A 22,155-nucleotide genomic window follows, 5' to 3' on the forward strand; every position below is an offset into this window, starting at 1 on the left:
TCCGATTCGTTTCGAATTGGAATTCAGACCGTGGCGCTACAATCTCTCCCTCTCAGAACTGGAGTTGCGCAGCTTCGATAGATCTCCGGATCGGACTCTTGTATCAATTAGATTCTTCAGCGTCTTCGCAATGCAGATGAAAACGGTATTCAAATCGATAACGATTGATTTGGCTGAAGAATCTCAATCCCTGAGTTTGCTTCATATTTCCGATATAGATGAAGGCAAGTGGAATAGAGTTAAGTGTCTAGCGTTGAAATCTACCGGAGTGGACAGCCTGGTCGCCTGCGCAAGCTATTCAATTCGAGTTTATCCGGATGGGTTCCCCTTGGCTGCAGCGGAATCCGGCAACGCCACCTGATGTTCGATCGAAATCCCAGTCCAGCTCTTCAGTGGTCAGATGGCTTTGAACTGTCGGTGGGTGGAGGGTTCCGGGTCCAGAAAGAGGTCGCACTTCGATGTTGAAGTCGGTAAGGGTGATTCCGCCCGCAATTGGGCCGTGCCGTGGCGCGGGATTGAGGCGGATCTTCCGCGACTAATGGGAGGCAACGTCCATGGGTGAGAGTAGCATTATCAGAGTACATGAATTGCATGCAATGGTATCTCTAGATTCCATTCTTTGTGCAAATCGATGTATAGCTGGCGAGGTCAGCCTTGGAGATATCGCAATATATGGTGAACGTATCGATGGAACCCTGGAACGGATAACCAAGCCGTGGATAGTCGATCATATAAGCTATCTACGTACGTCTATGAATTCGATACCCGAAGGGTTTTCCAGTGGAATGTGGTTCATTGGCGAAGACGTAGGCAATTTACGGGAGTACATTCATGTGTTCACGGCACCCCCTGGATCGGTGCCCGATATTCACGTCATTTCGCAGATGGTTGATATTGCGTGCAGGCGGAGACTCGAGCTGACTGGTACCGCGAGAAGATTGACTAACAGGCGCAAAACCGAGCAAAGGATCGCTGCGAAGGTCTGCGTCGCATCTAAATTTGATTGGACGTGGACCTTCGGTAATATTCGACGGTTTTGTGAAATTGTGGGCTGGCGCGAAGATTTTGAGACGGGCCATCCGATCGAACGTGGATGTGACCTGATTACCGATATAGACGTGCGACAGCCCGGGGCGAGTTTGAGTGTCGGGAACGGTGATATCAGATACTGCTCCTTCAAAGCTATTGACTCTGTGCCCGCCCGTGATGTCGATGATGAAATTGATGCTGAACGAATGGCGGAGGAATTCAACTCCCTCGCTGGTGTAATCGAATCGGTGATTGGGGCATCGCTCAGCCCGCCCGTTGGTATCAATGATAATAGTGGGACGATATGGATGCTTCCGAAGGTTGTCATTCACCTTCGCAGATCCAATCGAGGATTCCGCGTCTGGATGGTGAACCCGCGATATCTCGCAGAACTGGACGGAATTGTAACGATGATTTGGAGATAATATTTGTCATCGGATTCAACGCCGAGCCTGCGAGTATTGAGAATCCTCTCGAAGCTCGGCGAGGTGGAATGGGCACGAATCGATGTGGGTTACGACGCCTACAACAAAAGGCGTACGCCACCATTCTTCGTATGGAGGTATAAAGCAGAGGCTGTCACGATACGTGACTTGATCATAGGCGGAGTGGGGTCCTATGAAGGATCGCTAGATTGGTGCGTGGGGAATAGCCGACGGAGAAACTGGCTGATTCAACCTTCTGGAGTCCCAATGGATTTCTTACCTCGACTTGGTGTCGGCTATATGGAACTTCCTCTGAAGATATCGGAAGTCGACCCAGAGTTCTGCGAATCTGCAATTTCAGATCTCCATTCGCTCTTTGAGCACCTCGATATCGTGTGGACTCGGCGGCCAGAGTGACCCTGTTGCGCTGAGGTCGATCAGGGAAGTAGGGGAATCATGGGGAGTTCCAACACGATACGGTGGATAACCGCCTGTGAGAACTGCGGCGCCCCGCGTGGACTGTGAGGTGCAGTCCTGGTCCGGCATCGTCCGGCAGCTGCGGTACCGAGATGAACTCGATGTAGGCCGACGTCAGGCGTCCGCGGGCGTCAATGCCTTGGTCAGAGCAGGGACGGCGAGGGTGCGCTGCCATGTGCGGGCGCCGCCGGCGGACAGGAAGGCTTCGATCCTCGCGGACAACTCTTCGGGGTGCCGACGTTCTTGTAGTCGGGGGAGACGGTCCCAGCACAGTCGACGACCTAGAGGCCATGATCGAAAGCAAATCTTCGCGAGCCTACCTCTGGAAACTAAATGACAAGTGGGTACGCGGCATTCTTCCGCAGGAGGTTCGTGCCAAAGGGGTTGAGGCTGGGGAAGGTGTCGACAAGAAGACCGGCCAAGTGCCGTGCCTACCGGCTACGCCGTCCGGAGCCTCAGGTCTCACGGTGGGTCGAGCGGGGAAGCCTCTCCGGCGCAGCCTGCGAGGTCAGCGACGTAGGCGTGGGTGGTACCATATGTGGCATGATCAAGACCACCGTGTACCTACCGGACGCGCTGGAAGTTCGGCTCGACGCGGAGGCGCAGGCCACCGGCGTCAGTAAGGCCGAGCTCATTCGCCGCGGCATCGCCATGCTCTTGGATGCCTCCGATCGGCCTAAGAGCGACGCACCGCTGCCGGTGTTCCGTAGCGGTCGCACACGCTCCGTGGACGAGATGGACGATGACGTGTACGCCCATATCAAGCAGCAGGCAGCGCGGCGGTGATCATCGTTGCCGACACCTCGGCCCTGTTCGCGGCATTCGATGCCGACCAGGTCGAGCATGCCAGGGCAGTCGAGGTCATGGAGTCCGAGATGCTGGTGATATCGCCGCTGGTCCTGACGGAATTGGATCACCTCGTGCACCGGGACCTCGGTTTTCCCGCCGCAATGCAAGTCACGGAAGCGCTCATGGCCCGGATGATCGACGGGCGGTACCGACTGGCGGAACTCAAGCACGTTGACCTTGCCGCCGCGCAGACGATCCGCGCCAAGTATGAGGCGCTCCGACTGGACTTAGCCGACGCCGTCGGCGTAGTCCTCGCCGACAAATTCCGTACCGACACAGTATTCACGCTGGACCAGCGAGATTTTCGCGCAATCGAACCGCTGACGCCCGGAATTCCCGCTTTCCGAATTTTGCCCGCAGACCTCTGAGTTTGCCAGACCGCGCGGCGCAGGCAGGCCTAGTCGGCCGCGGGCGTGAGGGCCTTGGCCAGGGCAGGCACAGCGAGGGTGCGCTGCCAAAGACGGGCACCACCGGCGAGGAGGAACGCCTCGACCTCCGCGGACAATTCCTCGGAGGTGCCGACGTTTTTGTAGTCCGGCAGTCCGTCCCAGCAGAGCCGGCGAACCAGATCGGGGGACAGCAGGTTCTCGACCGGAATGGAGTGTTCGGTGGAGAGCTCGCCCATGGCACCGCGGGCCGTGGTGAGGCGGGCGGCGGCGATGGGGTCGCGGCGTTCCCAGCGGTTGACAGGGGGTGGGCCGTCGAAGGGGAGGGTCAGTGGGGGGAGTTGTTTGTCGGGGAGGGTGCGGCCTCGTTCGACCGCGGCCAGCCAGTCGCGGGAGTAGCGGCGTTGGCGGGGGCCGCCGAAGACGGGGAGGGTGCGCAGTTGGGCGATCGAGCGTGGTTCGCCGGTGGCGGCGGCGACGATGGCCGAGTCGGGGAGGATGCGGGCGGGGGCGACGTCGCGGGCGCGGGCGAGTTCGTCGCGGGTGGTCCACAGTTCGCGGACGATCGCCAGTTGACGGGTGCGGCGCAGGGTGTGGATGCCGGAGGTGCGGCGCCAGCGGTCGGCCTTGGGGGAGGGCGGGTCCATGGTGCGGACGTGTTCGAATTCCTCTGCGGCCCAGTCGAATTTGCCCTGGGCGGTGAGGTCGGCGGCAACGGTGTCGCGGAGTTCGAGGAGCAGTTCGACGTCGAGGGCGGCGTAGTTGAGCCATTCGTCGGGCAGTGGGCGGCTCGACCAGTCGGCGGCGCCGTGGCCCTTGCGCAGGGAGCGGCCGAGCAGGTTCTCGACCATCGCGGCCAGGCCGACGCGGTCGTAGCCGGCGATGCGGCCGCCGAGTTCGGTGTCGAACAGGCGGGCGGGGCGCAAACCCAGTTCGGCGAGGCCGGGCAGGTCTTGATCAGCGGAGTGCAGGACCCATTCGAGGTCGTTGATCGCCTCGGCCAAGGGGGTCAGGGCGTCGGTGACGGGAATCGGGTCGATGAGGAACGAGCCCGCGCCTTCGCGGCGGAGCTGGATCAGGTACGCCCGTGCCGAATAACGGAAACCGGACGCGCGTTCGGCGTCGACGGCCAGTGGGCCGGTGCCGGCGGCGAGAGTTTTGGCGGCCGCGGCGACCTCGTCGGCAGTCGCCAGCACAGGTGGAACCCCCTCGGCAGGGACGAGCAGGGGCTCTGCTGCGGTGGGTTCCTCGGCGACCGACATAGACGTGAACTCTACGTGGCGATCAAGGGCGATCGGTGCGGGTATAGGACTCCGGTCGTAAATGGGTGACCCCGGCGGGTGGCAACCCGGCGGCAAAGGCCAGCACCTCGCAGAACGCTTCGACATGTCGGCGCATCTCGGTGGTCGTCGCTGTCCACGACGCGCGCAGTTCCAGCTGGTGGGCGCGGGGTGGGCCCGCGATATCGCCGTAGCGGACCGAGCTGGTCGCGGTCACCGTGCCGCCGAGGGCGGTGAACGGTTCGCCGCGCGATTCCAGGGAGTCGACCAGCCAGCTCCACGCCACCTCGGGTAACAGCGGGTCGGCGGCAAGTGCGGCGTCGATGTCGGCCTGGATGTAGGCGACGAGCCGGAACACACCGTTCCAGGCCTCGTCGCCGTCGGGGTCGTGTAGCAGGATCAGCCTGCCGAACGCGTCGCCGCCCTCGGAGTCGATGGGCACCACGGGACCTTCTGGGTGGGTGACCTCCGCTCCGAGCGCATAGGAGAACGGCGCCAACCGTTGTGGAGGACGGATAGGCGCCAGCTCGATTCGGGGATGCACTGTTGCGGTGCCCATCGCATCGACCGCCGCCCGAAAAGAAGCAGGCTCGCGGGGCGTTCCCCCGGTCGGTGCGGCGCCGTCGCGGATGTCGAGCGGTGTCACGAGGAGGAACGGTAGACCGTGGGCGCCCGACGCCGTCGGAGGCGCGCCGCCGTGCGCGTTTCGTGCCGCTGACGTTGCGGAGGGCGCATTCTCGATGTCGGCGCGATGCGCGATGTGCGACGCGACCGGGTGCGGCGGGTGCCGGGTACGTGGCGGGCCGAACGTGTGGTTCGTCCCACACCTGCCTGGGCGTGCGGATCGGCGGGGCTCGACGCTTAGGATGAACACCGATGAGCACTTACACCCGCCGCCGGTTGACCGATGCCCCTTTCCTGGCCGCCGCCACCGGCGCGACGCCCAGCAGGCGCCCGGTGTGGTTCATGCGTCAGGCCGGCCGGTCACTGCCGGAGTACCGCGAACTGCGCAAGGGCATCGGCATGCTCGAGTCGTGCTTCGACCCGGAGCTGGTGTGTGAGATCACCATGCAGCCGATCCGCCGGCACGGTGTCGATGCGGCAATCCTGTTCTCCGACATCGTCGTTCCGCTCAAGGCCGCGGGCATCGACCTCGACATCGTGCCCGGCGTCGGCCCGGTCATCGCCTCGCCGGTGCGTACCGAAGCCGATGTGCGCGCGCTGCCGCGACTGCGTCCCGAAGAGGTCGGCGCGGTCACCGAAGGCGTGCGGCTGCTCACCGACGCGCTCGGCGACACCCCGCTCATCGGGTTCGCGGGCGCCCCGTTCACCCTCGCCTCCTATCTGGTGGAAGGTGGGCCGAGCAAGCAGCACGAGCGCACCAAGGCGATGATGCACGCCGACCCGAAGACCTGGCATGCCCTGCTCGGTGCCCTCACCGACATCACCATCGCCTTCCTGCAGGCCCAGTTGTCGGCCGGTGTCGACGCGGTGCAGCTGTTCGACTCGTGGGCGGGTGCGCTCTCGCTGGCCGACTACCGCGAGTACGTGCTGCCGCATTCGGAGCGGGTGTTCGCCGAGGTCGCCTCGGCGGGCGTGCCGCGCATTCACTTCGGCGTCGGCACGGGCGAACTGCTGGGTGCCATGGGTGAGGCCGGTGCCGATGTGGTCGGTGTCGACTGGCGAGTGCCGCTCACCGACGCGGTACGTCGGGTCGGTGCGGGCAAGGGCTTGCAGGGCAATTTGGATCCCGCGATCCTGTTCGCCGGTTTCGACGCGGTCGAGGCCGAGACCCGGCGGATCGCGCGCGAGGCCGACGAAGCGATCACCCTCGGTGCGACCGGGCACATCTTCAACCTGGGCCACGGCGTGCTGCCCGACACCGATCCCGGCGTACTGACCGCGCTGGTCGATTTGGTGCACTCGCTGTAGGGCTCGATCGCCTCGCTACCGGCGGCGGTCGTCAGCGAAGCGTCCACGGACAGTGACCCGGCCGACATCCGTCAGGTGCGCATCGTCGGCGGGGTGTACGCGCGGCTACGGTCGAGGCATGAGGATCGCGGTCGTCGGTGGCGGAATCAGCGGGCTCGTCGCGGCTTACCGGTTGCGACAGCGGCTGGGGGATGGTGTCGACATCGTCGTGCTCGAGCAGAGCGGACGGGTCGGCGGTGTGCTGCACACCCGCGAATTGGCCGGGGAGCCAGTCGATCTCGGCGCCGAAGCGTTCGTGGGGCGCAGGCCCGAGGTGATCGAGTTGATGAGCGGGCTCGGCCTCGACGACCAGTTGGTGCGGCCTGCCGGGAAGCGACCGCTGATCTGGGCGCAGGGATCGGCACATCCGCTGCCCGGACGCACACTGATGGGGATTCCGTCCGACGCCGAGTCGCTGCGGGGGCTGGTCGATGACGCGACGCTTGACCGGGTAGCGACCGAGCCGAAGCGCCCGCTGCACTGGGAGCCGGGCTCCGATATCGACGTGCAGACCCTGGTGGGCGACCGTTTCGGCAGGCAGGTAGTCGAGCGGAGCGTCGATCCGTTGCTGGGCGGGGTGTACGCGGGGATCAGCACTTCCATCGGTGTCCGCGCCGCGCTACCCACCCTCGCCGCGGCACTCGACGACGGCGCTTCGAGCCTCACCGAGGCGGTCAGAACGGCGATGCCCGCCCCCAGCTCAGCCCCGGTATTCGGTGGGCTGCGCGACGGCTACGGAGCCTTGCTCGCCGCACTGACCGAAGCTTCGGGAGCCCGATTGGTCACGACCACGGCCGCGACGCGCGTAGCCCGCGCACCGCGTGGCTGGGTGGTCGACCCGCTCGGAGCCGTCGACGCCGTCATCATCGCGACGCCCGCCCCGGTCACCGCCCGGCTCCTGCACTACGTGGCGCCCGAAGCGGCGCGGGCGGCCGCCGGTATCGAGCTGTCCTCCTCGGCGCTCGTCGCCCTGGCTCTCCCACGTGACACCCCCCTTCCGGACAACTCCGGCATCCTCGTCGCCACCGGAGAACCCTTGCGCGCCAAGGCCTTCACCCTGTCCAGCCGCAAATGGCCGCACCTGGCCGAGCGCGACGTCGCCCTCGTCCGAGCCTCCTTCGGCCGCCTCGGCGACGACAAACCGCTCTCCTGGACCGACGACGACCTCATCGCCGCCGCGGTCGCCGACCTGACCACCGTCACCGGCATCCCGATCACCCCACTCGAAGCCGTCGTCCAACGCTGGCCCGGCGGCCTCCCGCAATACGCCCCCGGCCACACCGACCGCATCGCCACCCTCGAATCCGCCCTCGCCCCCCTCGACGGCCTCGCGGTAGCGGGCGCCTACCTCCACGGCGTCGGCGTCCCCGCCTGCGTGGCCTCGGGCACCGCCGCCGCGGAACGTGTGGCCACCGCGTGTATCGAGAGCGCGCAGCACTGATTCCGATGCGGGGCAATGCGGGAACATGTCAGGTCGGTGGCTCGGGGGACCAGACTCCGGTCGCGGTTCCCTCCTCGACATGCTTGCGATAGGCGACGACCTTGTTGTGGATCACTTCGAGGCCGGCCGTCAGTTCGGCCAGTCGGTCGCGAACAGACCGTTCGTGGGCCTCGAGCAGGGCCAGTCTTTCCCGCTCGTTTCCCGGTCCCGACCGCACGAGCCGGGCGAAGGTCCGCAAGGTCGCGATGGGCATGCCGGACTCGCGTAGGCGGTTGCAGAGCAGGAGCCATTCGACGTCGGCTTGCGCGTAGACGCGTTGTCCACCGGAAGATCGGGGGATCGGGCGCAACAGAAGTTCTTCCCGTTCGAAATATCGCAAGGCGTGCACCCCGAGGCCGGTGGCCCGGCCGACGTCACCGATAGACAGACCGTTCATCTCGTGGGTCCTCACAGCTTGACCTAGATCGCACTCTAGATTTTACCGTCAGCGCATGGCGATCACGCAGCAGCACAGAATCGGTAGCGGGTTCGGCCCGCGCAGCACGGTCGACGAGGTCGTCGACGGCGTCGACCTGACGGGGAAGACGGTCCTCGTCACCGGCGGTTATTCGGGTCTCGGCAAGGAGGCCACCGTGGCGTTGGCGCATGCCGGGGCGCATGTGGTCGTGCCTGCCCGGCGGGTCGAAACGGCACGAAAAGCACTGTGCGACATCGAGAATACGGAGGTAGCTGAACTGGACTTGGCCGATCTCGACAGTGTCAGGGCATTCAGCGAACGTTTTCTCGATACCGGCCGGACCATCGATGTCCTCATCGCGAACGCCGGGGTCATGGCCTACCCGCGCCTGCATGTCGGGCCGGGCTGGGAAGCGCACTTCGCGATCAATCATCTCGGGCACTTCGCACTGGTCAACCGGTTGCGTCCGGCGCTGGCCCGGAGCGGGGCCCGGGTGGTCGCGGTGGCATCGTCGGGCCACTTCCTGTCCGATATCCGCTGGACCGACCTACATTTCAGCCGCGACTACGACACCTGGAGAGCCTACGGTCAGTCCAAAACCGCCAACGCGCTGTTCGCCACCCACCTCGACGCGATCGGTGCGGCGACCGGAGTGCATGCGTACTCCGTGCACCCGGGCAGCATCCTCACACCACTGCAACGCAATATCGCCCGTGCGGACCAGATCGCGCAGGGCTGGATCGGCAGTGACGGTAGTCCGGCCAAGGGTTTCAAAACCCCGGCACAGGGGGCGGCGACAGCAGTCTGAGCGGCGACCGCCGCACCGCTCGCGGCGTACGGCGGTGCCTATTGCCAGGATTGCGACGTCGCCGAACTCGCCACCGACGACGACATGCTCGTCGGCGGTGTGAAGCCGTGGGCCGTCGACGCCGCTTCCGCCGCCCGTCTCTGGACTCTGTCCAGTGAGCTCACCGGGCTTGACAGCTTCTCCGGCTGACCAGCGGCGTGTCAGCGGGCATCGGCGATAGCGGTACTGCATGATCGCCCGCTGTGACCAGTGCCGGTGAGCAGCGCAGCGCGCGGAGCCTGATTCTCGATCCCGATCTGGGGCCTGTCGAACTTCACGACGGTGAGGTGACGACGGTGACCTCGGTGTTCGGCAGTGATGAGTCGTCGCCGTGGCGGGCGAGCAGGCCGGTGGAGGACTGAGCCCCAGCGGCGGGCGAAAACGCCGCAGTGGCACCATAGATCCATGGCGCGACTCGACTACCAGGCTCTCAACTCCTCCATTCGCTACCTGATGTTCTCGGTGTTCCAGGTTCAGCCGGGCGTGCTCGGTGAGGACCGGGCCGGGGCGATCAAGGAGGCGAAGGCGTTCTTCGACGGACTCGCCGACAAGGGCGTGGTGCTGCGGGGGATCTACGACGTGGCGGGGCTGCGGGCCGACGCCGATTTCATGCTGTGGACCCATGCCGAGCGGGTCGAGGATCTGCAGGCCGCGTACTCCGATTTCCGGCGGACCACCGAGCTGGGCCGGGCGAGCGCTCCGGTCTGGAGCAATGTGGCGGTGCACCGCCCCGCGGAGTTCAACAAGAGCCACATTCCGGCGTTCCTGGCAGGGGAGGACGCGGGGGACTACATCTGCGTCTACCCCTTTGTGCGGTCCTACGAGTGGTACCTGCTCCCCGACGAGGAGCGTCGCAAGATGCTCGCCGACCACGGCAAGGAAGCTCGCGGGTACCCGGATGTGCGAGCCAACACCGTGACCTCGATGGCACTGGGCGATTACGAGTGGATCCTCGCGTTCGAGGCCCCCGAACTGCATCGCATCGTGGATCTGATGCGTGATCTGCGGGCGACCGAGGCCCGGCTGCATGTACGCGAAGAGGTGCCGTTCTTCACCGGACCGCGCGTCGAGGTCGAACAGTTGGTCACCGCACTGCCGTAGCGGCGCAAACATCGAAGGCCCGCTCATGGAGCGGGCCTTTCTCATCGGCCTGTTACCCCCGCGGTCTCGCACTCGAGTATCGTGAGCGGGCTGGTTGTGGCTATGAGGGTGAGAGAGATTCGCGCGTGGTACCAGGGTGGGGAACGGACCGGACCGAAGAGGGCCGATCCGCAATAGCAGTCATCGATCGAACCGCACCGGAAACGGTCGAGTCGCGCCGCACGCCGGCGCAGTGGCTGCGCTCGGCGCGCACCGACCTGATCGTCGCCGGTTGTTACCTGTCGCTCGCGGTTTTCGTACTCGCCGGGCTGTGGTCGAACCTCCGTAGTGGCTACCTGAGCAAAAGCGATCAGGACCAGACGCTGTACGAGTGGTTCTACGCCGTCACGGCGCGAAACATCACCGACCTGGCGAGTCCGCTCAGCACCCAGCTGCAGAATTATCCCGACGGCGTGAACATGATGGCCAATACCCTCATGTACGGCTGGGGGGTACCGTTCACGCCTGTCACCCTGCTTTTCGGGCCGACCGTCACATTCGTGTCGGCACTCACGTTCGGCCTGTTCGGCACGGCGTTCGCCTGGTATTGGGTTTTCTCGCGCGAGCTGGTGACCGCCAAATTCGCGGCGGCCGTTGGCGGTTTGTTCTGCGGCTTCGCACCCGCGATGATCGCGCACACCAATGGGCACGCGAATTTCGTTGTCCTCGTGTTGCTTCCGTTCATCGCTTTGCAGGTCATCAAAATGGCGCGGCGCGCGGAGAACACCGTCGCAGCGCGCCCGGTATGGCAACCGCGCGCTGCCGTCGTGCTCGGACTGCTGGTCGCTGTTCAGCTCACGCTGGGTGAGGAGCCGCTGCTGATCTTCGCGCTCGGCTTCGCGGTCTTCGCCCTCGCCTATCTGCGCACCCGGCGCGACATCCTGAGCACGCTGCGTGCGGTGGCCCCGTCGGTACTGCTCGCGGCGCTGATCACGTTGACGCTCACCGGTTTCGGTCTGTGGTGGCAGTTCGCCGGACCGCAGTCGTATCGATTCATCGGGATCGGCCGGGTCGGCAATGACATTCTGTCGCTGTTTCAGTTCTCGCCGGAATCGGCGGGCAGCATGTTCTCGTTCGGCCCCGACGTGAGCATCAATCCGACCGAGGACAACACCTACTTCGGGTGGCCGCTACTCGTACTCGTCGCCGTTGCCGCGTACTTGCTGCGGCGCGAGCGCATCGTGCGGGCCGCCGCGATCGTCATCGTGGTGTTCACATCGCTGTCGCTCGGCATCGTGCTGTCCTTCGACGGCGTTGTGCGCTTCGGCGACGGCGACTTCGCCATGGTGCCGATGCCGTGGCTGGCCTTCGGGTGGATCCCGCCACTGAACGGGATCATCGAATCACGGTTCGCCATGGTGGCCATTCCGGCCATCGCGATAATCCTGGCCCTCGGCACCCAGCGGGCGATCGAATTGCGGCGCACCTCCGCCACCATGCGGCGGCCCATTGCCTGGTTCGCCGCGCTGACCTTCGCGCTGCTGCCCATCGCACCGACCATGCTGCCCGTCGCGGAACGCACCCCGACGCCCGCGTTCTTCGCCGACGGCACTGTGCGGCAGTACGTCTCGGACGGCTCGGTGGTGATCGTGCCGCCGCCCACCTCGGGGGACGCCATCGCGCTGCGGTGGCAGATCGACGCCGACTTCGCCTTCCCCCTCGTCGGCGGCTACTTCGTCGGCCCGAGCGGCACGGACCACGGGGCCGGTTATGGCTCCGACCCCCGATCCACCGCGGTTCTGCTCATGCTGGTCCGGACGTTCGATACGGTCCCGGTCATCGACCAGGCTCGGCGCGAGCAGGCCATCTCGGACCTGCGTTACTGGGGCGCCGATGTGGTGGTGCTGCCGCCGACACACAGCGGTGATGCCCTGCGTCGTACCGTGGATGACCTGCTCGGCATACCGGCCGAGCAGGTGGACGGTGTGTGGGTGTGGGACGTGCGCGGTCTCGTTTGACCGCAACCGACTGACGCGGGGGTGAGAAGCCGGAGGGCGAGCATGGAACGCGAGATCACCACGCCGGTCGATTTGTGCCGACCTGATGGCCGGCTCGATCCGGATGCGGTCGGCTGGACGCGGCGGCCTTTGCATCGGACCGATCTGCGTGGCTGGGGACGGTGCAAGCGCTGGGAGTACTGGGGGATCGTCACCCCGCGTCATATCGTCGGCATTGTCGTATCGTCGCTGGATTACGCGGGGGTGCACGGGATTTACGTGCTCGACCGGGAGAGTGGCGCGGAAATCGCGCGTGATGCGGTGGTGCCGCTGGCACGCGGCACGGTCATGGCCGGGCACAGCGGTGTGGGTGTCACGTCGGCCCGGGGTGGTGGTGTCGAGATCGAAATCACCGAGGACGAGGGCGGTAGTTCGATCGAAGCCAGGGCCTCGGGCGTACGGCTTTCGGTACAGGTGCCGATGCCGCCCGGTCATGAATCGCTCGGGGTGGTGGTGCCGTGGAGTGCGCGGCGATTCCAGTACACGGTCAAGGACGTGGGGCGCCCCGTATCCGGGACACTGACCTCGGGTTCGGAGGTCCATCGGATCGAAGAGGGTTTCGCGGTCCTCGACCACGGCCGGGGAAAATGGCCGTACTCGATGACCTGGAATTGGGCGGCCGGTGCGCGGCCCGGGTTGGGAGTCCAGTTCGGCGGCAAGTGGACCGACGGGACCGGCAGCACCGAGAACGCCCTCATCGTCGACGGTCGCCTCCAGAAGATCAGCGATGAGCTGCGCTGGGACTACGACACCACCGATTGGCTGCGACCGTGGTCGATCACCGGCGACCGGGTCGAGGTCGAGTTCCGGCCGTTCCATGAGCGCGTCGCGGTGTCGAATCTGCTGGTCGTCGCCGGTGAAACGCATCAGTGTTTCGGGCATTTCACCGGGCGTGTGTGCGGTGAGGACGGTCGCTGGCTCGACCTGGACGATGTCGTGGGATGGGCGGAGGAAGCCCGGAACCGATGGTGACCTGCAAGGGACAACCAGGTCGGGCGGTATTTCGAGCCCTGATTGAATCAGTGATTGAAATGTCGATTGAAACGTGTTTCACTTCTGGGTATGGTCGATGAGGTCAAGACGGGGACGCGGCAGCGACTGCTGATCGCCGCCGAATCATTGCTGCTGACCGAGCCCTATGACGAGGTCTCCGTGCGCGGCATCTGTGCCGCCGCCGGTGCCAACGCCGCCGCGGTGCACTACCACTTCGGATCGAAGGAAGCCCTGGTCGGTGCGCTGATCGAGGACCGGTTGGGGCCACTGTGGGCCGATGGTCTCGCCCGCGCGAGAGCCGGGCGCGATCCGCTACCCGCCGTCGTCGACACGATCCTGGCCCCTTTCGTCCAGCTCGCGGGAGATCCCTTGGGCCGCTTGCATCTTCGACTGCTGTCCAGGTTCGTCCTCGGACGGCATCTCACGACGTGGCAAGGCCCGTGGTTTCGCATGGGCACCTGGGCCACGCTGCTCCCGGAGCTGGACAGCCGGGAGAGCCGCCGCCGGTGGATGCTCGCCTTCGATCTGATCATCATGCGTTTCGGCAGCCCCGAAATCGAGGAACACGGCATGGCGCAGCCGGACCTGGAGACACTGCGAGATTTCGTGGTGGCCGGTTTGACCGCGCCGACGGGAGAACAGCTATGAACGACATATTCGCACCGGCCACGCTGGGCCCGATCACCTTGCGCAACAGGGTGATCAAGGCCGCGACCTTCGAAGGCCGCACGCCCGACGCCCTGGTCACCGAGGAACTGATCGACTTCCATCGGGAGGTTGCCGCCGGCGGTGTCGGCATGACCACCGTCGCCTATTGCGCAGTCGCGCCCGGCGGTCGCACCGATCGGCATCAGATCTGGATGCGCCCGGAAGCCGTTGCGGGACTGCGGAAGCTGACCGATGCCGTGCACGCGGAGGGCGCCGCGGCCTGCGCGCAGATCGGTCATGCCGGACCGGTGGCCAACGCCGCCTCCAATCAGGTGCCGGCGCTCGCGCCGAGCCGGATGTTCAACCCGCTCGGCATGAGATTCACCAAGACTCCCACTATCGCCGAGATCGCCGAAACCGTGGCCGCGCACGCCGAAGCCGCCCGCCTGGCCGAGCAGGCCGGATTCGACGCGGTGGAGATTCACTTCGGCCACAACTATCTGGCCAGCTCGTTCCTGAGTCCGGTGCTGAACCGGCGTAAGGACGCCTACGGCGGATCCCTGCTCAATCGGGCTCGGATGGCGCGTGAAATCGCTTGTGCGGTAAAGGATGCCGTGGGCGATCGGATCGCGGTCACGGCCAAGATCAATATGGAGGACGGCCAGGCCGGTGGCCTCACCATTCCCCAATCGCTCCAGTTCGCCGCCTGGCTCGAGGCCGACGGCGCGCTCGACGCCCTCGAATTGACCGCGGGCAGTTCGCTACTGAACCCGATGATGCTGTTCCACGGCACGCCCCCGCACCGCTCCTTCGGGAAAACGCTGCCCACTCCGGCCCGCCAGGGCTTCCGTCTGGTCGGGAAGAAATTCCTGAAGGAGTACCCGTACAAGGAGGCCTACCTGCTCGAGCGGGCCCGCCACTTCCGGCGCGCACTATCCATGCCGCTGATCCTCCTAGGCGGCATCACCAATCTCGACACCATGCAGCTCGCCCGGACCGAGGGCTTCGAATTCGTCGCCATGGGGCGGGCCCTGCTGCGCGAACCGGACCTGCTGCACCGCATCCAGGCAGATGAATCGACGCGTTCGGCGTGTGTGCACTGCAACGAATGCATGCCGACCATCTACTCGGGCACACGCTGCATGTATCGCCCCACCCTTTCGCACGAGCCGATCCAGCTGACCCTCGGCTGACACATCCGAGGGAGGAGACACCATGAGTGGATTGCTGTCCGCTGTACAGCGAATGACCGGGAGATCGTGCATGCAGGTCGAGGGAAGCGTTTTCGTCGTCACCGGAGCTGGGAACGGCATCGGACGATGCGTCGCCTTGGAGCTGATCGCCCGCGGCGCGATCGTGGTCGGTGCTGATCGTGATGAGCAGGCGCTGGCCGCCACCGCCGCACTGGCCACCGACCGCGAGCGCTTCACCGCCCACCCGATCGATATTTGCGACCGCGTCGCGGTGGCCGCGTTCCCCGACAGCGTGATCGCCTCCCACGGACACGTCGACGGTCTGTTCAACATCGCGGGAATCGCCCAGGAACTGCAACCCGTCGCGGATCTCAGCGACGCTCGGATCGAGACGCTGATGCAGGTGAACTTCTTCGGCGCGGTGTGGATGTCGAGGGCTTTCCTCCCGCACCTGCTGCAACGCCCTCGCGGCGTCATCATGAACACCTCGAGCCTGTCGGCGATCGTTCCGGTGCCCGGCTCCGCGGTGTACGGCGCGTCCAAGGCCGCGCTCGCCCTGTTCAGCTACGGCCTGGCGCAGGATTTGCGTGGCCGCTCGAATGTCACGGTGACTACGGTGCTCCCGGGTTCGGTCTGGACCGACCTGGTGCGCAAGGTAGCCCAGCAAATGGGTGCGCCGGAGTGGCTCGCCAAGGGGTTCTCGGCCCAGCCCGAGCAGGTGGCGCGCCGCATCGTCGATACGACCGCGAAGGGTAGGGGCCGTGTCGTGATCGGCAAGGACGCCCACGTCTACAACGCGGTCCGGCGGCTCAGCACCCGGCTGGCAGATCGGCTGTCGTACCTACAGGTCGGTCACGGCGTCTACCCCAAGCGCACCGCAACCGACCGAAGCAGCTGACCACCTGGCGGGCTTCCCGAGCGGCTGAGCTCCAGCCTTTCAGCCGGCGGACCCTTCCGCGGGCTGCAGGCGCAGGGAGATCGAGTTGATGCAGTAGCGCTGGTCGGTGGGAGTGGGGTAGCCCTCGCCCTCGAAGACATGGCCGAGATGGCTGTGGCAGTTCGCGCAGATCACCTCGACGCGGCGCATACCCAAGGTCTCGTCGGCTTTCAGGATCACCGCGTCGGAATCGGCTGGATCGAAGAAGGACGGCCAACCGCAGTGCGAGTCGAATTTCTCTGTGCTGCGGAACAATTCGGCATCGCAGGCGCGGCAGGTGTAGACACCTTCGGTCTTGGTGTCGGTGTACTCGCCGATGAACGGGCGCTCGGTGGCGGCCTCGCGCAGGACGGCGTATTCCTCGGGATCCAGTTTCGCCCGCCATTGCTGCGGCGTCAGCTGGATACGCGGCGTGGGCAACGAAGTATCGGAACTCATGGCTCCACGCTAATGGGTTCGACCGGTGCGCGCCGTGAGCGGTGCGTCACCGGCCGATAACTACTTGAGCGCGGGCTCGCGTTCCTCGACCGGCGCCACCGGATCCTCGCGGTGCGAAGGCGTGTCCTCGACCGGCGCGACGGGCGCCGGTTCATCGGTGCCGTCCCGCGAATCGGGCGCACTCGTCATCCACGTCGGGTCGATTCCGAACTGCAGCCTGCCCTCGCGACGCGCGGCCAGGTAGCGGTCACCGAGCACGCAGAACACGACGATGAGCAGCAGCCCCCAGCCGAAGGTCACCCGCAGGTATTCGAGGTTGCGGCCGACGCCTTGCCAGCGATCCGAGAGCCACTTGTCGTAGGTCATGAACCCGAAGATCGCCAGCCACGCGGGCCAGTTGCGCAGCACCGAATTACGTAGCACCACGGTCATCAGGAACGGGAACACCATCATCGAGTAGTACATCTGGCCCAGCGAGGGCAGCAGGAACCACGCAGTGAGCAGCACGCCGGAGAACGTGGTGACGAAGAACAGTTCGTCGTGGCGGTAGTAGCGCCACAGCAGCCACAGCGACACTGCCACCACACCGGCCATCACGACCTTTACCAGCAGGATCAGCCAGTCCGGCAATCCGTAGTAGAGCCCGTTGCCACCGATCGAACTGTTGAAGTAGTCGCGCGTCTCAGCCAGATACGGCATGACGTGGGTGAAGAACTTCTCGGGGTCCGCCGACAGCGGCCAGGCAATAGCAGTGAGCGCCAGCGGCACACCGAGCGCGGTGATGAACACCTTCCACTGGCCGCGAACGGCCGCGACGAGCAGTAACGGCGCCAGCGTCGGTTTCACCGCGATGCTCAAACCGAGCGCCACGCCGGCCCAGAGGTCCCGCCGCGCCAGCAGCAGCGTGATGAACAGCAACTCGGCCAGCAGCAGACAGCCGTTGACGTTGGTGAAGACCAGCGTGTTGGTCACCGTCTCGGAGGTGAACATCGCCAGCAGCAGCGCGGGCGCGGCGATCGAGCCGAGACCGAACTTGAACAGGCGGAGCAACAGGTACCAGGCGAGCAGGATCGCGACCGCGTTGAGCCCGATGAACAGCCATCGCGACAGCTCGTAGTCGATCACCGCCACCGGCGCGATCAGCAGCGTTCCGCTCGGATAGTAGAGATAGTGCGGGTCGACCGACGAGAAATCGGCGGTGTACAGCGGCCTGCCGTTCAGGAACTCGAACGAGGCGTTGTACACGGGCCGGTAGTCGTCGGTGACGAAACCGTTGATCGCCTTGATGAAGACGCGGTTCAGCACCATCATGACCGCGAAGGGCCAGAGCGCGAACTTGATCACCTCGGCGGAGGTGCGAGCGGTACGAGGCTCGAGCTGTCGGAACAACACTGGGGCACGGTACACCGAATCGGGTTGCGATGGTGTCGCCGGACCCGTATGACGCGCCGGAACCGGGTGGTTGCCCCGACCGGATCAGGCCGGGCAGGCGCCGCCGTCGGCGGGCAGTTTCGCCTCCGCGAGGTAGTCGTTGACCGCCTTCTGCGCGCATCCGGAGTGGGGGACGACCGGATGCCCCCAGCCCTGCCAGGTCATCGTGGCGTGCCGGGCACCCGCCGAGCCGAGCGCACCGGTCACCGAGGCGGCGGCCCCGCCGACGATCGGATCGGCCGCACCGGCGAACACCAGCACCGGCAAGTCGAGTTTCGTCGGCAGCGGCGCCGCGGTGGAGACCGGCCAGGCCGAGCAGACCATCAGCCCGATGGCGGCATTGCGCCCGAATACCGGATATTTGCTCGCCCAGGTCTCGGCGAGTTCACGGGCCTTGTCCGCGGTCGGGGGCTGCTGGCTGTCGGTGCACCGGTTGACGAACTCGCCGTCGGAGGTGATCGCGGCGGCCTCGCGCACGACCATGGCCGAGAGCGGTCCGCGATCGCCACGGTCGGCGGCGGCCAGGATGTCGGCCAGTGCGGTGACCCGATTCGCCTGATCACCGCGGGGACTGGACAGGAAACCGGTGAGCGCGGTCGACAGGTCCGCGGCCGAGATCTCGCCGAGCCCACCGCTGCTCGCCTTGTTCATCAGCGCGACGACGGCAGCACGCGGATCGGCCCCGAGCGCGCAGTTGGCGGCCTTGCAGCGCTGCGCGAACGCGGTGAGGGCGGCTTCGGCGCCGGTGACGCGTGCCTCGGCCATGGTGGTGGCGTCGGCGCCGACCGGTTCGGGGGCGTCGAGCACGAGCCGGGCCAGGTGGTCGCCGTAGCGGCGGGCGTAGCTCAGGGCCACCTTGGCGCCGTTGCCCGCGCCGAGCAGGTTGATCTTGTCGACCTGCCACTGCTTGCGCAGCTGTTCGATGTCGTCGGCGGCGTGCGGTGCGTCGAACGTGCCTTCGTAGGGTTGCAGGAAATCGCGGCAGGCGATGGTGGCGTCCTGGCTGAAGCCCGCGACGGCACCGACCTGATCGCCGTTGCCCACTCCGGTCTGGCCGAGGTCGGTCATCACCGCGCGCAGCTGCGCCGGAATGCAGTCGATGGGCTGGGAGGCGCCGATCCCACGCCGGTCCACCGCGACGATCGGCTGCGCGGCCAGCAACGCGCTGTTGGGCCCGATCGCCAGCCCGGCCAGCGTCGAGGCCGAGGAACGGTCCGAACCGGAGGTGAGTACCAGCGGAGCCGCGTCGGCGGGCGTCTGCGGCAGACGGGCACGCAGGGCGCCCGCGCGGAAGGTGCCGAGCACGGTGCCCGCGGTGTCGATCGGCGTCGAGAACTCGGCGCAGTCGAGGACCAGACCCGCGGGGGCGGCGCCGAAATCGAGCGAGCTCAGGGTGGCCGCGGTGCAATCACGCCAGGCGAGGTCGGTTTTGGGAACCTCCGCCTTGGCGAGGTCCTGTGGCGCGGGCGCGTCGGTCTGGACGCCACCGGCCCCCGGGCGCTCGATGGCGACGACGGGCCGATCCGACGGTCCGGCCCCACAGCCCGCGAGCATGATCGACAGTGTCGCGGCCGTTGCCGCGGCCCGAGTCCAACGCATGCGCTACACACTGCCAGGTTCGGCGCCGAGTTTCATCGACGGGCCCAGCGGGCCAGGACGGTGCCGTCCTCGGCGAGCACCAGCTGCTTGCGGGCCATCGGCAGGTCGAATGAGCTCGCCGACAGCGAGATTCGCCCGCCTGTGCCCCCGACCAGCATCGGGGCGGTGGTCAGGCACAGTTCGTCGACCAGACCTGCCTCGGCCAGCTGCCCGAACAGATGTGGTCCGCCTTCACACAGCACCCGGTGCAGACCGCGTTCGGCGAACACCCGGATCAGCGCGGCGGGCATGATCGCGGCCTCACCGGCGACCACCACCTGCGCGCCCGCGTCCTCGAGGGCACTGACCTGGGTCGAGTCCGCATGCCTCGTGGTGATGACCAGCGGTGGCACCTCGGCGTCGGTGAAGAATTTCGAGCCGGGATCGAGCTTGGCGGTGGCGGTGACCACCGCGATCGGTGGCGGGGTGCCCTCGGGGTGACCGCCGATTCCGTGCCGGTGGTGCGCGATGCGCCGTTGCGGGTCGGGGTGCGCACCGCCGTAGTTCTCCGCGCGCAGGGTGCCCGCGCCGATCACGACCACGTCGGCCAGTTCGCGCAGGACCGTGAACACTTGTTTGTCCGCCTCGGTGCCCAATCCCTCGGAGACACCGTCGATGGTGAACGCGCCGTCGATGCTGCTCACGAAGTTCGCCCGCACCCACGGACCGTCCAGATGCCGCGGATAGGCATAGCACCTGGCCAGTGCGTCGGGATCGAGGTCTGCGAGCTGGGTCACATTGTGGATACGCTGCATAGGGATCGATGCAACCACGTCCGTACCATTTGTCCATGCAAGAACGCCTTGTCGATCGCCATCCGGAGGTCCCGGCCGACCAACTCGTCGCGCAGATGGTGCCCCCGCCCATGTTCGACGAGGTCAGCTTCGCCTCCTACATCCCCGACCCCAACGAACCGAGCCAAGCGGCCGCGGTCGCCAAGGCCGAGGCATTCGCAGGTCAGGTGGCGAAAATCCACAAGGCCGCCTCGAAGAAGAGCCTCTTCGGCAAGAAGAAGGCCATCTCCGGCGCGGGCCTGTATCTCGACGGCGGCTTCGGTGTGGGCAAGACCCACCTGCTCGCCTCGATCTTCCACAGCTCCCCGGCGCCCAAGTCGTTCGGCACCTTCGGTGAGGTCACCAACCTGGTCGGCGCGCTGGGCTTCAACAACGCCGTCGAGCGGCTCTCGGCCAACAGCGTGCTGTGCATCGACGAATTCGAACTCGACGATCCGGGCGACACGATGCTGGTCTCGCGACTGCTCACCGAGCTGTCGGCCCGTGGCGTCTCCATCGTGGCGACGTCGAACACCCTGCCCGGCCAGCTGGGCGAAGGCCGTTTCGCGGCATCGGATTTCCTGCGCGAGATCAAGAAGCTCGGTTCGATCTTCGATCCGGTGCGCGTCGACGGTCCCGACTACCGCCACCGCGACCTGCCGCCCGCCCCGGAACCCACCTCGACCGAGCTGCTCGTCGAGCGTGCCGTGCTCACCCCGGGTTCCACGCTCGACGAATTCGACGTGCTGCTGAAGCATCTGAGCACGCTGCATCCGTCGAAGTACGGTGCGTTGATCCAGGGCGTGGCGTCGGTGTTCATCTCCGATGTGCACACCGTGACCGATCAGGCCGTCGCGCTGCGCGTGGTCGTGCTGGCCGACCGCCTCTACGACGCGAGCATCCCGGTGACGGTCTCGGGCGTCAAACTCGACGAGATCTTCTCGAAGGAGATGCTCGACGGCGGTTACCGCAAGAAGTACCTGCGCGCGATCTCGCGTCTGCTCGCGCTGTCGCGCTTCGAGGCCGGTGTCGTCTAGCGGCTGGTGCCGCAGTTCTCGGCCCTGTTCCCCGCCTCTTCCCTCCCTCCGGGTACTCCTTCGTCGCACCCTCCACTCAGTCCAGAGTCGGGCGGGCCGAGAACGTCGTGGAGGGCCTAGAGCGCGCGTTCGAAGACGAAATCGGAGTGCAGCTGGGTGCCGACCGTGAAGGTCTTGGTTCCCACCTGGCGAAAACCGTGCTTGGCGTAGAACTTCTGCGCGCGTTCGTTGGCCTGGTTGACGCCGAGCCACACCGTGCCCGCCCCGGCGTCGCGCGCGGTGTCGACCGCGGCTTCCATCAGCGCCCCGGCGACACCGCTGCCGTGGTGTCCCGGCAGCACATACATCTTGCTCAGTTCGACCACCTCGCCCGCGCTCACCTGCGCGGCGACCTCAGGGTCGCTCGGCCTGCCCGTGATCAGCATGGCGTAGCCGACGATCTCGTCACCCTCGACGGCCTTGAGCACGGTCTTGGCCGGGTCGGACAGATATTCGCCGAATCGTTCGCCCGAGAGCATCTGCTCGAGGAAGATCTCGATGTCGCCCGCGGTGGCCTCGGGCGGGCAGGCGAGCGGGAAAGTCGCGGCGGCGACATCGCTGAGCGCCTCGGCGTCCCAGAGTCCGGCGCGGTCGACGACAACGGAACTGTTGGTCATCCTTCCAGTACAGCACGGGTCGCGCGGGGGGCGGCGGGACTGTGGACCACGACAGCGTGGCGCATAACGGCTGGGTCGGGCACTCTCCCACAGACTGTGGGCTGTCCAGCGC

Annotated in this window: 24 protein-coding genes; 15 read left to right on the forward strand and 9 right to left on the reverse strand. The window is 66.0% G+C overall.

Features of this window, described 5'->3' with window-relative positions:
- The first annotated feature begins 130 nt into the window (after window positions 1-130).
- Entirely contained in the window at window positions 131-361 is a 231-nt protein-coding gene (locus tag ACFWPX_RS31515) for a hypothetical protein (RefSeq protein WP_378931599.1), read from the forward strand.
- A 193-nt stretch (window positions 362-554) separates the two neighbouring features.
- Window positions 555-1,454, forward strand: coding sequence for a DUF6301 family protein (locus ACFWPX_RS31520; protein WP_378931601.1), 900 nt, complete (start codon window positions 555-557; stop codon window positions 1,452-1,454).
- Between the two features lie 591 nt (window positions 1,455-2,045).
- On the opposite strand, the gene ACFWPX_RS31525 is transcribed toward ACFWPX_RS31520, so the two are convergent.
- The gene (locus tag ACFWPX_RS31525) at window positions 2,046-2,237 is read right to left on the reverse strand and encodes a hypothetical protein (RefSeq protein ID WP_378931666.1); all 192 of its coding nucleotides are present in this window, start codon (window positions 2,235-2,237) and stop codon (window positions 2,046-2,048) included.
- 237 nt (window positions 2,238-2,474) lie between these two features.
- Here ACFWPX_RS31525 and ACFWPX_RS31530 point away from each other — a divergent pair, with 237 nt between their 5' ends.
- Both ACFWPX_RS31530 and ACFWPX_RS31535 read left to right on the forward strand, forming a co-directional pair.
- Window positions 2,475-2,717 carry a CopG family transcriptional regulator gene (locus ACFWPX_RS31530; RefSeq protein WP_378931603.1) on the forward strand — a complete coding sequence of 81 codons (243 nt, stop codon included), beginning with the start codon at window positions 2,475-2,477 and terminating at the stop codon, window positions 2,715-2,717.
- The gene (locus tag ACFWPX_RS31535; protein WP_378931605.1) at window positions 2,714-3,148 is read left to right on the forward strand and encodes a type II toxin-antitoxin system VapC family toxin; all 435 of its coding nucleotides are present in this window, start codon (window positions 2,714-2,716) and stop codon (window positions 3,146-3,148) included. Before ACFWPX_RS31530 ends, ACFWPX_RS31535 begins: the two co-directional genes overlap by 4 nt.
- A 29-nt stretch (window positions 3,149-3,177) precedes the next feature.
- Here ACFWPX_RS31535 and ACFWPX_RS31540 read toward each other — a convergent pair whose 3' ends face one another.
- Complete coding sequence (locus ACFWPX_RS31540; RefSeq protein ID WP_378931607.1) at window positions 3,178-4,428, reverse strand: HRDC domain-containing protein; 1,251 nt, start codon at window positions 4,426-4,428, stop codon at window positions 3,178-3,180.
- A gap of 22 nt (window positions 4,429-4,450) precedes the next feature.
- Complete coding sequence (locus tag ACFWPX_RS31545; RefSeq protein WP_378931668.1) at window positions 4,451-5,005, reverse strand: DUF3000 domain-containing protein; 555 nt, start codon at window positions 5,003-5,005, stop codon at window positions 4,451-4,453.
- A gap of 317 nt (window positions 5,006-5,322) precedes the next feature.
- On the opposite strand from ACFWPX_RS31545, the gene hemE reads away from it, so the two are divergent.
- The gene (hemE, locus tag ACFWPX_RS31550; RefSeq protein ID WP_378931610.1) at window positions 5,323-6,378 is read left to right on the forward strand and encodes a uroporphyrinogen decarboxylase; all 1,056 of its coding nucleotides are present in this window, start codon (window positions 5,323-5,325) and stop codon (window positions 6,376-6,378) included.
- 118 nt (window positions 6,379-6,496) lie between these two features.
- Window positions 6,497-7,858 (forward strand): protoporphyrinogen oxidase, encoded by a 1,362-nt coding sequence (locus tag ACFWPX_RS31555; RefSeq protein WP_378931612.1) that lies wholly within the window; start codon window positions 6,497-6,499, stop codon window positions 7,856-7,858.
- Window positions 7,859-7,886: 28 nt separating this feature from the next.
- Here the strand turns inward: ACFWPX_RS31555 and ACFWPX_RS31560 are convergent, their stop codons facing one another.
- Entirely contained in the window at window positions 7,887-8,294 is a 408-nt protein-coding gene (locus tag ACFWPX_RS31560) for a MerR family transcriptional regulator (protein ID WP_378931614.1), read from the reverse strand.
- A 55-nt stretch (window positions 8,295-8,349) separates the two neighbouring features.
- Between ACFWPX_RS31560 and ACFWPX_RS31565 the strand changes: the two genes are divergently transcribed.
- The 8 genes from ACFWPX_RS31565 to ACFWPX_RS31600 all read left to right on the forward strand — a co-directional run bounded on the left by ACFWPX_RS31565 (window position 8,350) and on the right by ACFWPX_RS31600 (window position 16,031).
- On the forward strand, window positions 8,350-9,123 hold the full coding sequence (locus ACFWPX_RS31565) for an SDR family NAD(P)-dependent oxidoreductase (protein ID WP_378931616.1): 774 nt from the start codon (window positions 8,350-8,352) through the stop codon (window positions 9,121-9,123).
- Between the two features lie 242 nt (window positions 9,124-9,365).
- Window positions 9,366-9,524 carry a hypothetical protein gene (locus ACFWPX_RS31570; protein ID WP_378914775.1) on the forward strand — a complete coding sequence of 53 codons (159 nt, stop codon included), beginning with the start codon at window positions 9,366-9,368 and terminating at the stop codon, window positions 9,522-9,524.
- A gap of 43 nt (window positions 9,525-9,567) precedes the next feature.
- Entirely contained in the window at window positions 9,568-10,263 is a 696-nt protein-coding gene (hemQ, locus tag ACFWPX_RS31575; RefSeq protein ID WP_378931618.1) for a hydrogen peroxide-dependent heme synthase, read from the forward strand.
- A 125-nt stretch (window positions 10,264-10,388) separates the two neighbouring features.
- On the forward strand, window positions 10,389-12,260 hold the full coding sequence (locus tag ACFWPX_RS31580) for a glycosyl transferase (protein ID WP_378931620.1): 1,872 nt from the start codon (window positions 10,389-10,391) through the stop codon (window positions 12,258-12,260).
- Between the two features lie 42 nt (window positions 12,261-12,302).
- Entirely contained in the window at window positions 12,303-13,271 is a 969-nt protein-coding gene (locus tag ACFWPX_RS31585) for a DUF2804 domain-containing protein (RefSeq protein WP_378931622.1), read from the forward strand.
- 90 nt (window positions 13,272-13,361) lie between these two features.
- Window positions 13,362-13,940: a TetR/AcrR family transcriptional regulator gene (locus tag ACFWPX_RS31590; RefSeq protein WP_378931624.1), complete on the forward strand. Its 579-nt coding sequence runs from the start codon at window positions 13,362-13,364 to the stop codon at window positions 13,938-13,940.
- The gene (locus ACFWPX_RS31595) at window positions 13,937-15,133 is read left to right on the forward strand and encodes an NADH:flavin oxidoreductase (RefSeq protein WP_378914765.1); all 1,197 of its coding nucleotides are present in this window, start codon (window positions 13,937-13,939) and stop codon (window positions 15,131-15,133) included. The genes ACFWPX_RS31590 and ACFWPX_RS31595 overlap by 4 nt, the downstream gene beginning before the upstream one ends.
- A 70-nt stretch (window positions 15,134-15,203) precedes the next feature.
- Window positions 15,204-16,031: an SDR family NAD(P)-dependent oxidoreductase gene (locus tag ACFWPX_RS31600; RefSeq protein ID WP_378931626.1), complete on the forward strand. Its 828-nt coding sequence runs from the start codon at window positions 15,204-15,206 to the stop codon at window positions 16,029-16,031.
- Between the two features lie 39 nt (window positions 16,032-16,070).
- Here ACFWPX_RS31600 and msrB read toward each other — a convergent pair whose 3' ends face one another.
- The 4 genes from msrB to ACFWPX_RS31620 all read right to left on the reverse strand — a co-directional run bounded on the left by msrB (window position 16,071) and on the right by ACFWPX_RS31620 (window position 20,332).
- Window positions 16,071-16,508, reverse strand: a complete 438-nt coding sequence (msrB, locus tag ACFWPX_RS31605; protein WP_378914761.1) for a peptide-methionine (R)-S-oxide reductase MsrB — start codon at window positions 16,506-16,508, stop codon at window positions 16,071-16,073.
- A 60-nt stretch (window positions 16,509-16,568) separates the two neighbouring features.
- On the reverse strand, window positions 16,569-17,900 hold the full coding sequence (locus ACFWPX_RS31610) for a glycosyltransferase family 87 protein (protein ID WP_378931628.1): 1,332 nt from the start codon (window positions 17,898-17,900) through the stop codon (window positions 16,569-16,571).
- Between the two features lie 84 nt (window positions 17,901-17,984).
- Window positions 17,985-19,538 (reverse strand): alpha/beta hydrolase, encoded by a 1,554-nt coding sequence (locus ACFWPX_RS31615; RefSeq protein WP_378931630.1) that lies wholly within the window; start codon window positions 19,536-19,538, stop codon window positions 17,985-17,987.
- A gap of 32 nt (window positions 19,539-19,570) precedes the next feature.
- The gene (locus ACFWPX_RS31620) at window positions 19,571-20,332 is read right to left on the reverse strand and encodes a pyrimidine reductase family protein (RefSeq protein WP_378931632.1); all 762 of its coding nucleotides are present in this window, start codon (window positions 20,330-20,332) and stop codon (window positions 19,571-19,573) included.
- Between the two features lie 35 nt (window positions 20,333-20,367).
- Here ACFWPX_RS31620 and zapE point away from each other — a divergent pair, with 35 nt between their 5' ends.
- Window positions 20,368-21,387 carry a cell division protein ZapE gene (gene zapE / locus ACFWPX_RS31625; RefSeq protein WP_378914753.1) on the forward strand — a complete coding sequence of 340 codons (1,020 nt, stop codon included), beginning with the start codon at window positions 20,368-20,370 and terminating at the stop codon, window positions 21,385-21,387.
- Between the two features lie 116 nt (window positions 21,388-21,503).
- Here the strand turns inward: zapE and ACFWPX_RS31630 are convergent, their stop codons facing one another.
- The gene (locus ACFWPX_RS31630; protein ID WP_378931636.1) at window positions 21,504-22,043 is read right to left on the reverse strand and encodes a GNAT family N-acetyltransferase; all 540 of its coding nucleotides are present in this window, start codon (window positions 22,041-22,043) and stop codon (window positions 21,504-21,506) included.
- Window positions 22,044-22,155: the final 112 nt, after the last annotated feature.

This window comes from Nocardia sp. NPDC058518, from assembly GCF_042719655.1.
Lineage (GTDB): Bacteria > Actinomycetota > Actinomycetes > Mycobacteriales > Mycobacteriaceae > Nocardia.

Bases quoted from the DNA above. Each gene is read 5' to 3' on its own strand.
- ACFWPX_RS31565 (WP_378931616.1), top strand. From the start codon at position 8,350: ATGGCGATCACGCAGCAGCACAGAATCGGTAGCGGGTTCGGCCCGCGC.
- ACFWPX_RS31560 (WP_378931614.1), bottom strand. From the start codon at position 8,294: ATGAACGGTCTGTCTATCGGTGACGTCGGCCGGGCCACCGGCCTCGGG.
- ACFWPX_RS31540 (WP_378931607.1), bottom strand. From the start codon at position 4,428: ATGTCGGTCGCCGAGGAACCCACCGCAGCAGAGCCCCTGCTCGTCCCT.
- ACFWPX_RS31520 (WP_378931601.1), top strand. From the start codon at position 555: ATGGGTGAGAGTAGCATTATCAGAGTACATGAATTGCATGCAATGGTA.
- hemQ (WP_378931618.1), top strand. From the start codon at position 9,568: ATGGCGCGACTCGACTACCAGGCTCTCAACTCCTCCATTCGCTACCTG.
- ACFWPX_RS31620 (WP_378931632.1), bottom strand. From the start codon at position 20,332: ATGCAGCGTATCCACAATGTGACCCAGCTCGCAGACCTCGATCCCGAC.
- ACFWPX_RS31555 (WP_378931612.1), top strand. From the start codon at position 6,497: ATGAGGATCGCGGTCGTCGGTGGCGGAATCAGCGGGCTCGTCGCGGCT.
- ACFWPX_RS31590 (WP_378931624.1), top strand. From the start codon at position 13,362: ATGGTCGATGAGGTCAAGACGGGGACGCGGCAGCGACTGCTGATCGCC.
- ACFWPX_RS31515 (WP_378931599.1), top strand. From the start codon at position 131: ATGCAGATGAAAACGGTATTCAAATCGATAACGATTGATTTGGCTGAA.
- ACFWPX_RS31585 (WP_378931622.1), top strand. From the start codon at position 12,303: ATGGAACGCGAGATCACCACGCCGGTCGATTTGTGCCGACCTGATGGC.
- ACFWPX_RS31615 (WP_378931630.1), bottom strand. From the start codon at position 19,538: ATGCGTTGGACTCGGGCCGCGGCAACGGCCGCGACACTGTCGATCATG.
- ACFWPX_RS31595 (WP_378914765.1), top strand. From the start codon at position 13,937: ATGAACGACATATTCGCACCGGCCACGCTGGGCCCGATCACCTTGCGC.
- ACFWPX_RS31545 (WP_378931668.1), bottom strand. From the start codon at position 5,005: ATGGGCACCGCAACAGTGCATCCCCGAATCGAGCTGGCGCCTATCCGT.
- zapE (WP_378914753.1), top strand. From the start codon at position 20,368: ATGCAAGAACGCCTTGTCGATCGCCATCCGGAGGTCCCGGCCGACCAA.
- hemE (WP_378931610.1), top strand. From the start codon at position 5,323: ATGAGCACTTACACCCGCCGCCGGTTGACCGATGCCCCTTTCCTGGCC.
- ACFWPX_RS31600 (WP_378931626.1), top strand. From the start codon at position 15,204: ATGCAGGTCGAGGGAAGCGTTTTCGTCGTCACCGGAGCTGGGAACGGC.
- msrB (WP_378914761.1), bottom strand. From the start codon at position 16,508: ATGAGTTCCGATACTTCGTTGCCCACGCCGCGTATCCAGCTGACGCCG.
- ACFWPX_RS31530 (WP_378931603.1), top strand. From the start codon at position 2,475: ATGATCAAGACCACCGTGTACCTACCGGACGCGCTGGAAGTTCGGCTC.
- ACFWPX_RS31630 (WP_378931636.1), bottom strand. From the start codon at position 22,043: ATGACCAACAGTTCCGTTGTCGTCGACCGCGCCGGACTCTGGGACGCC.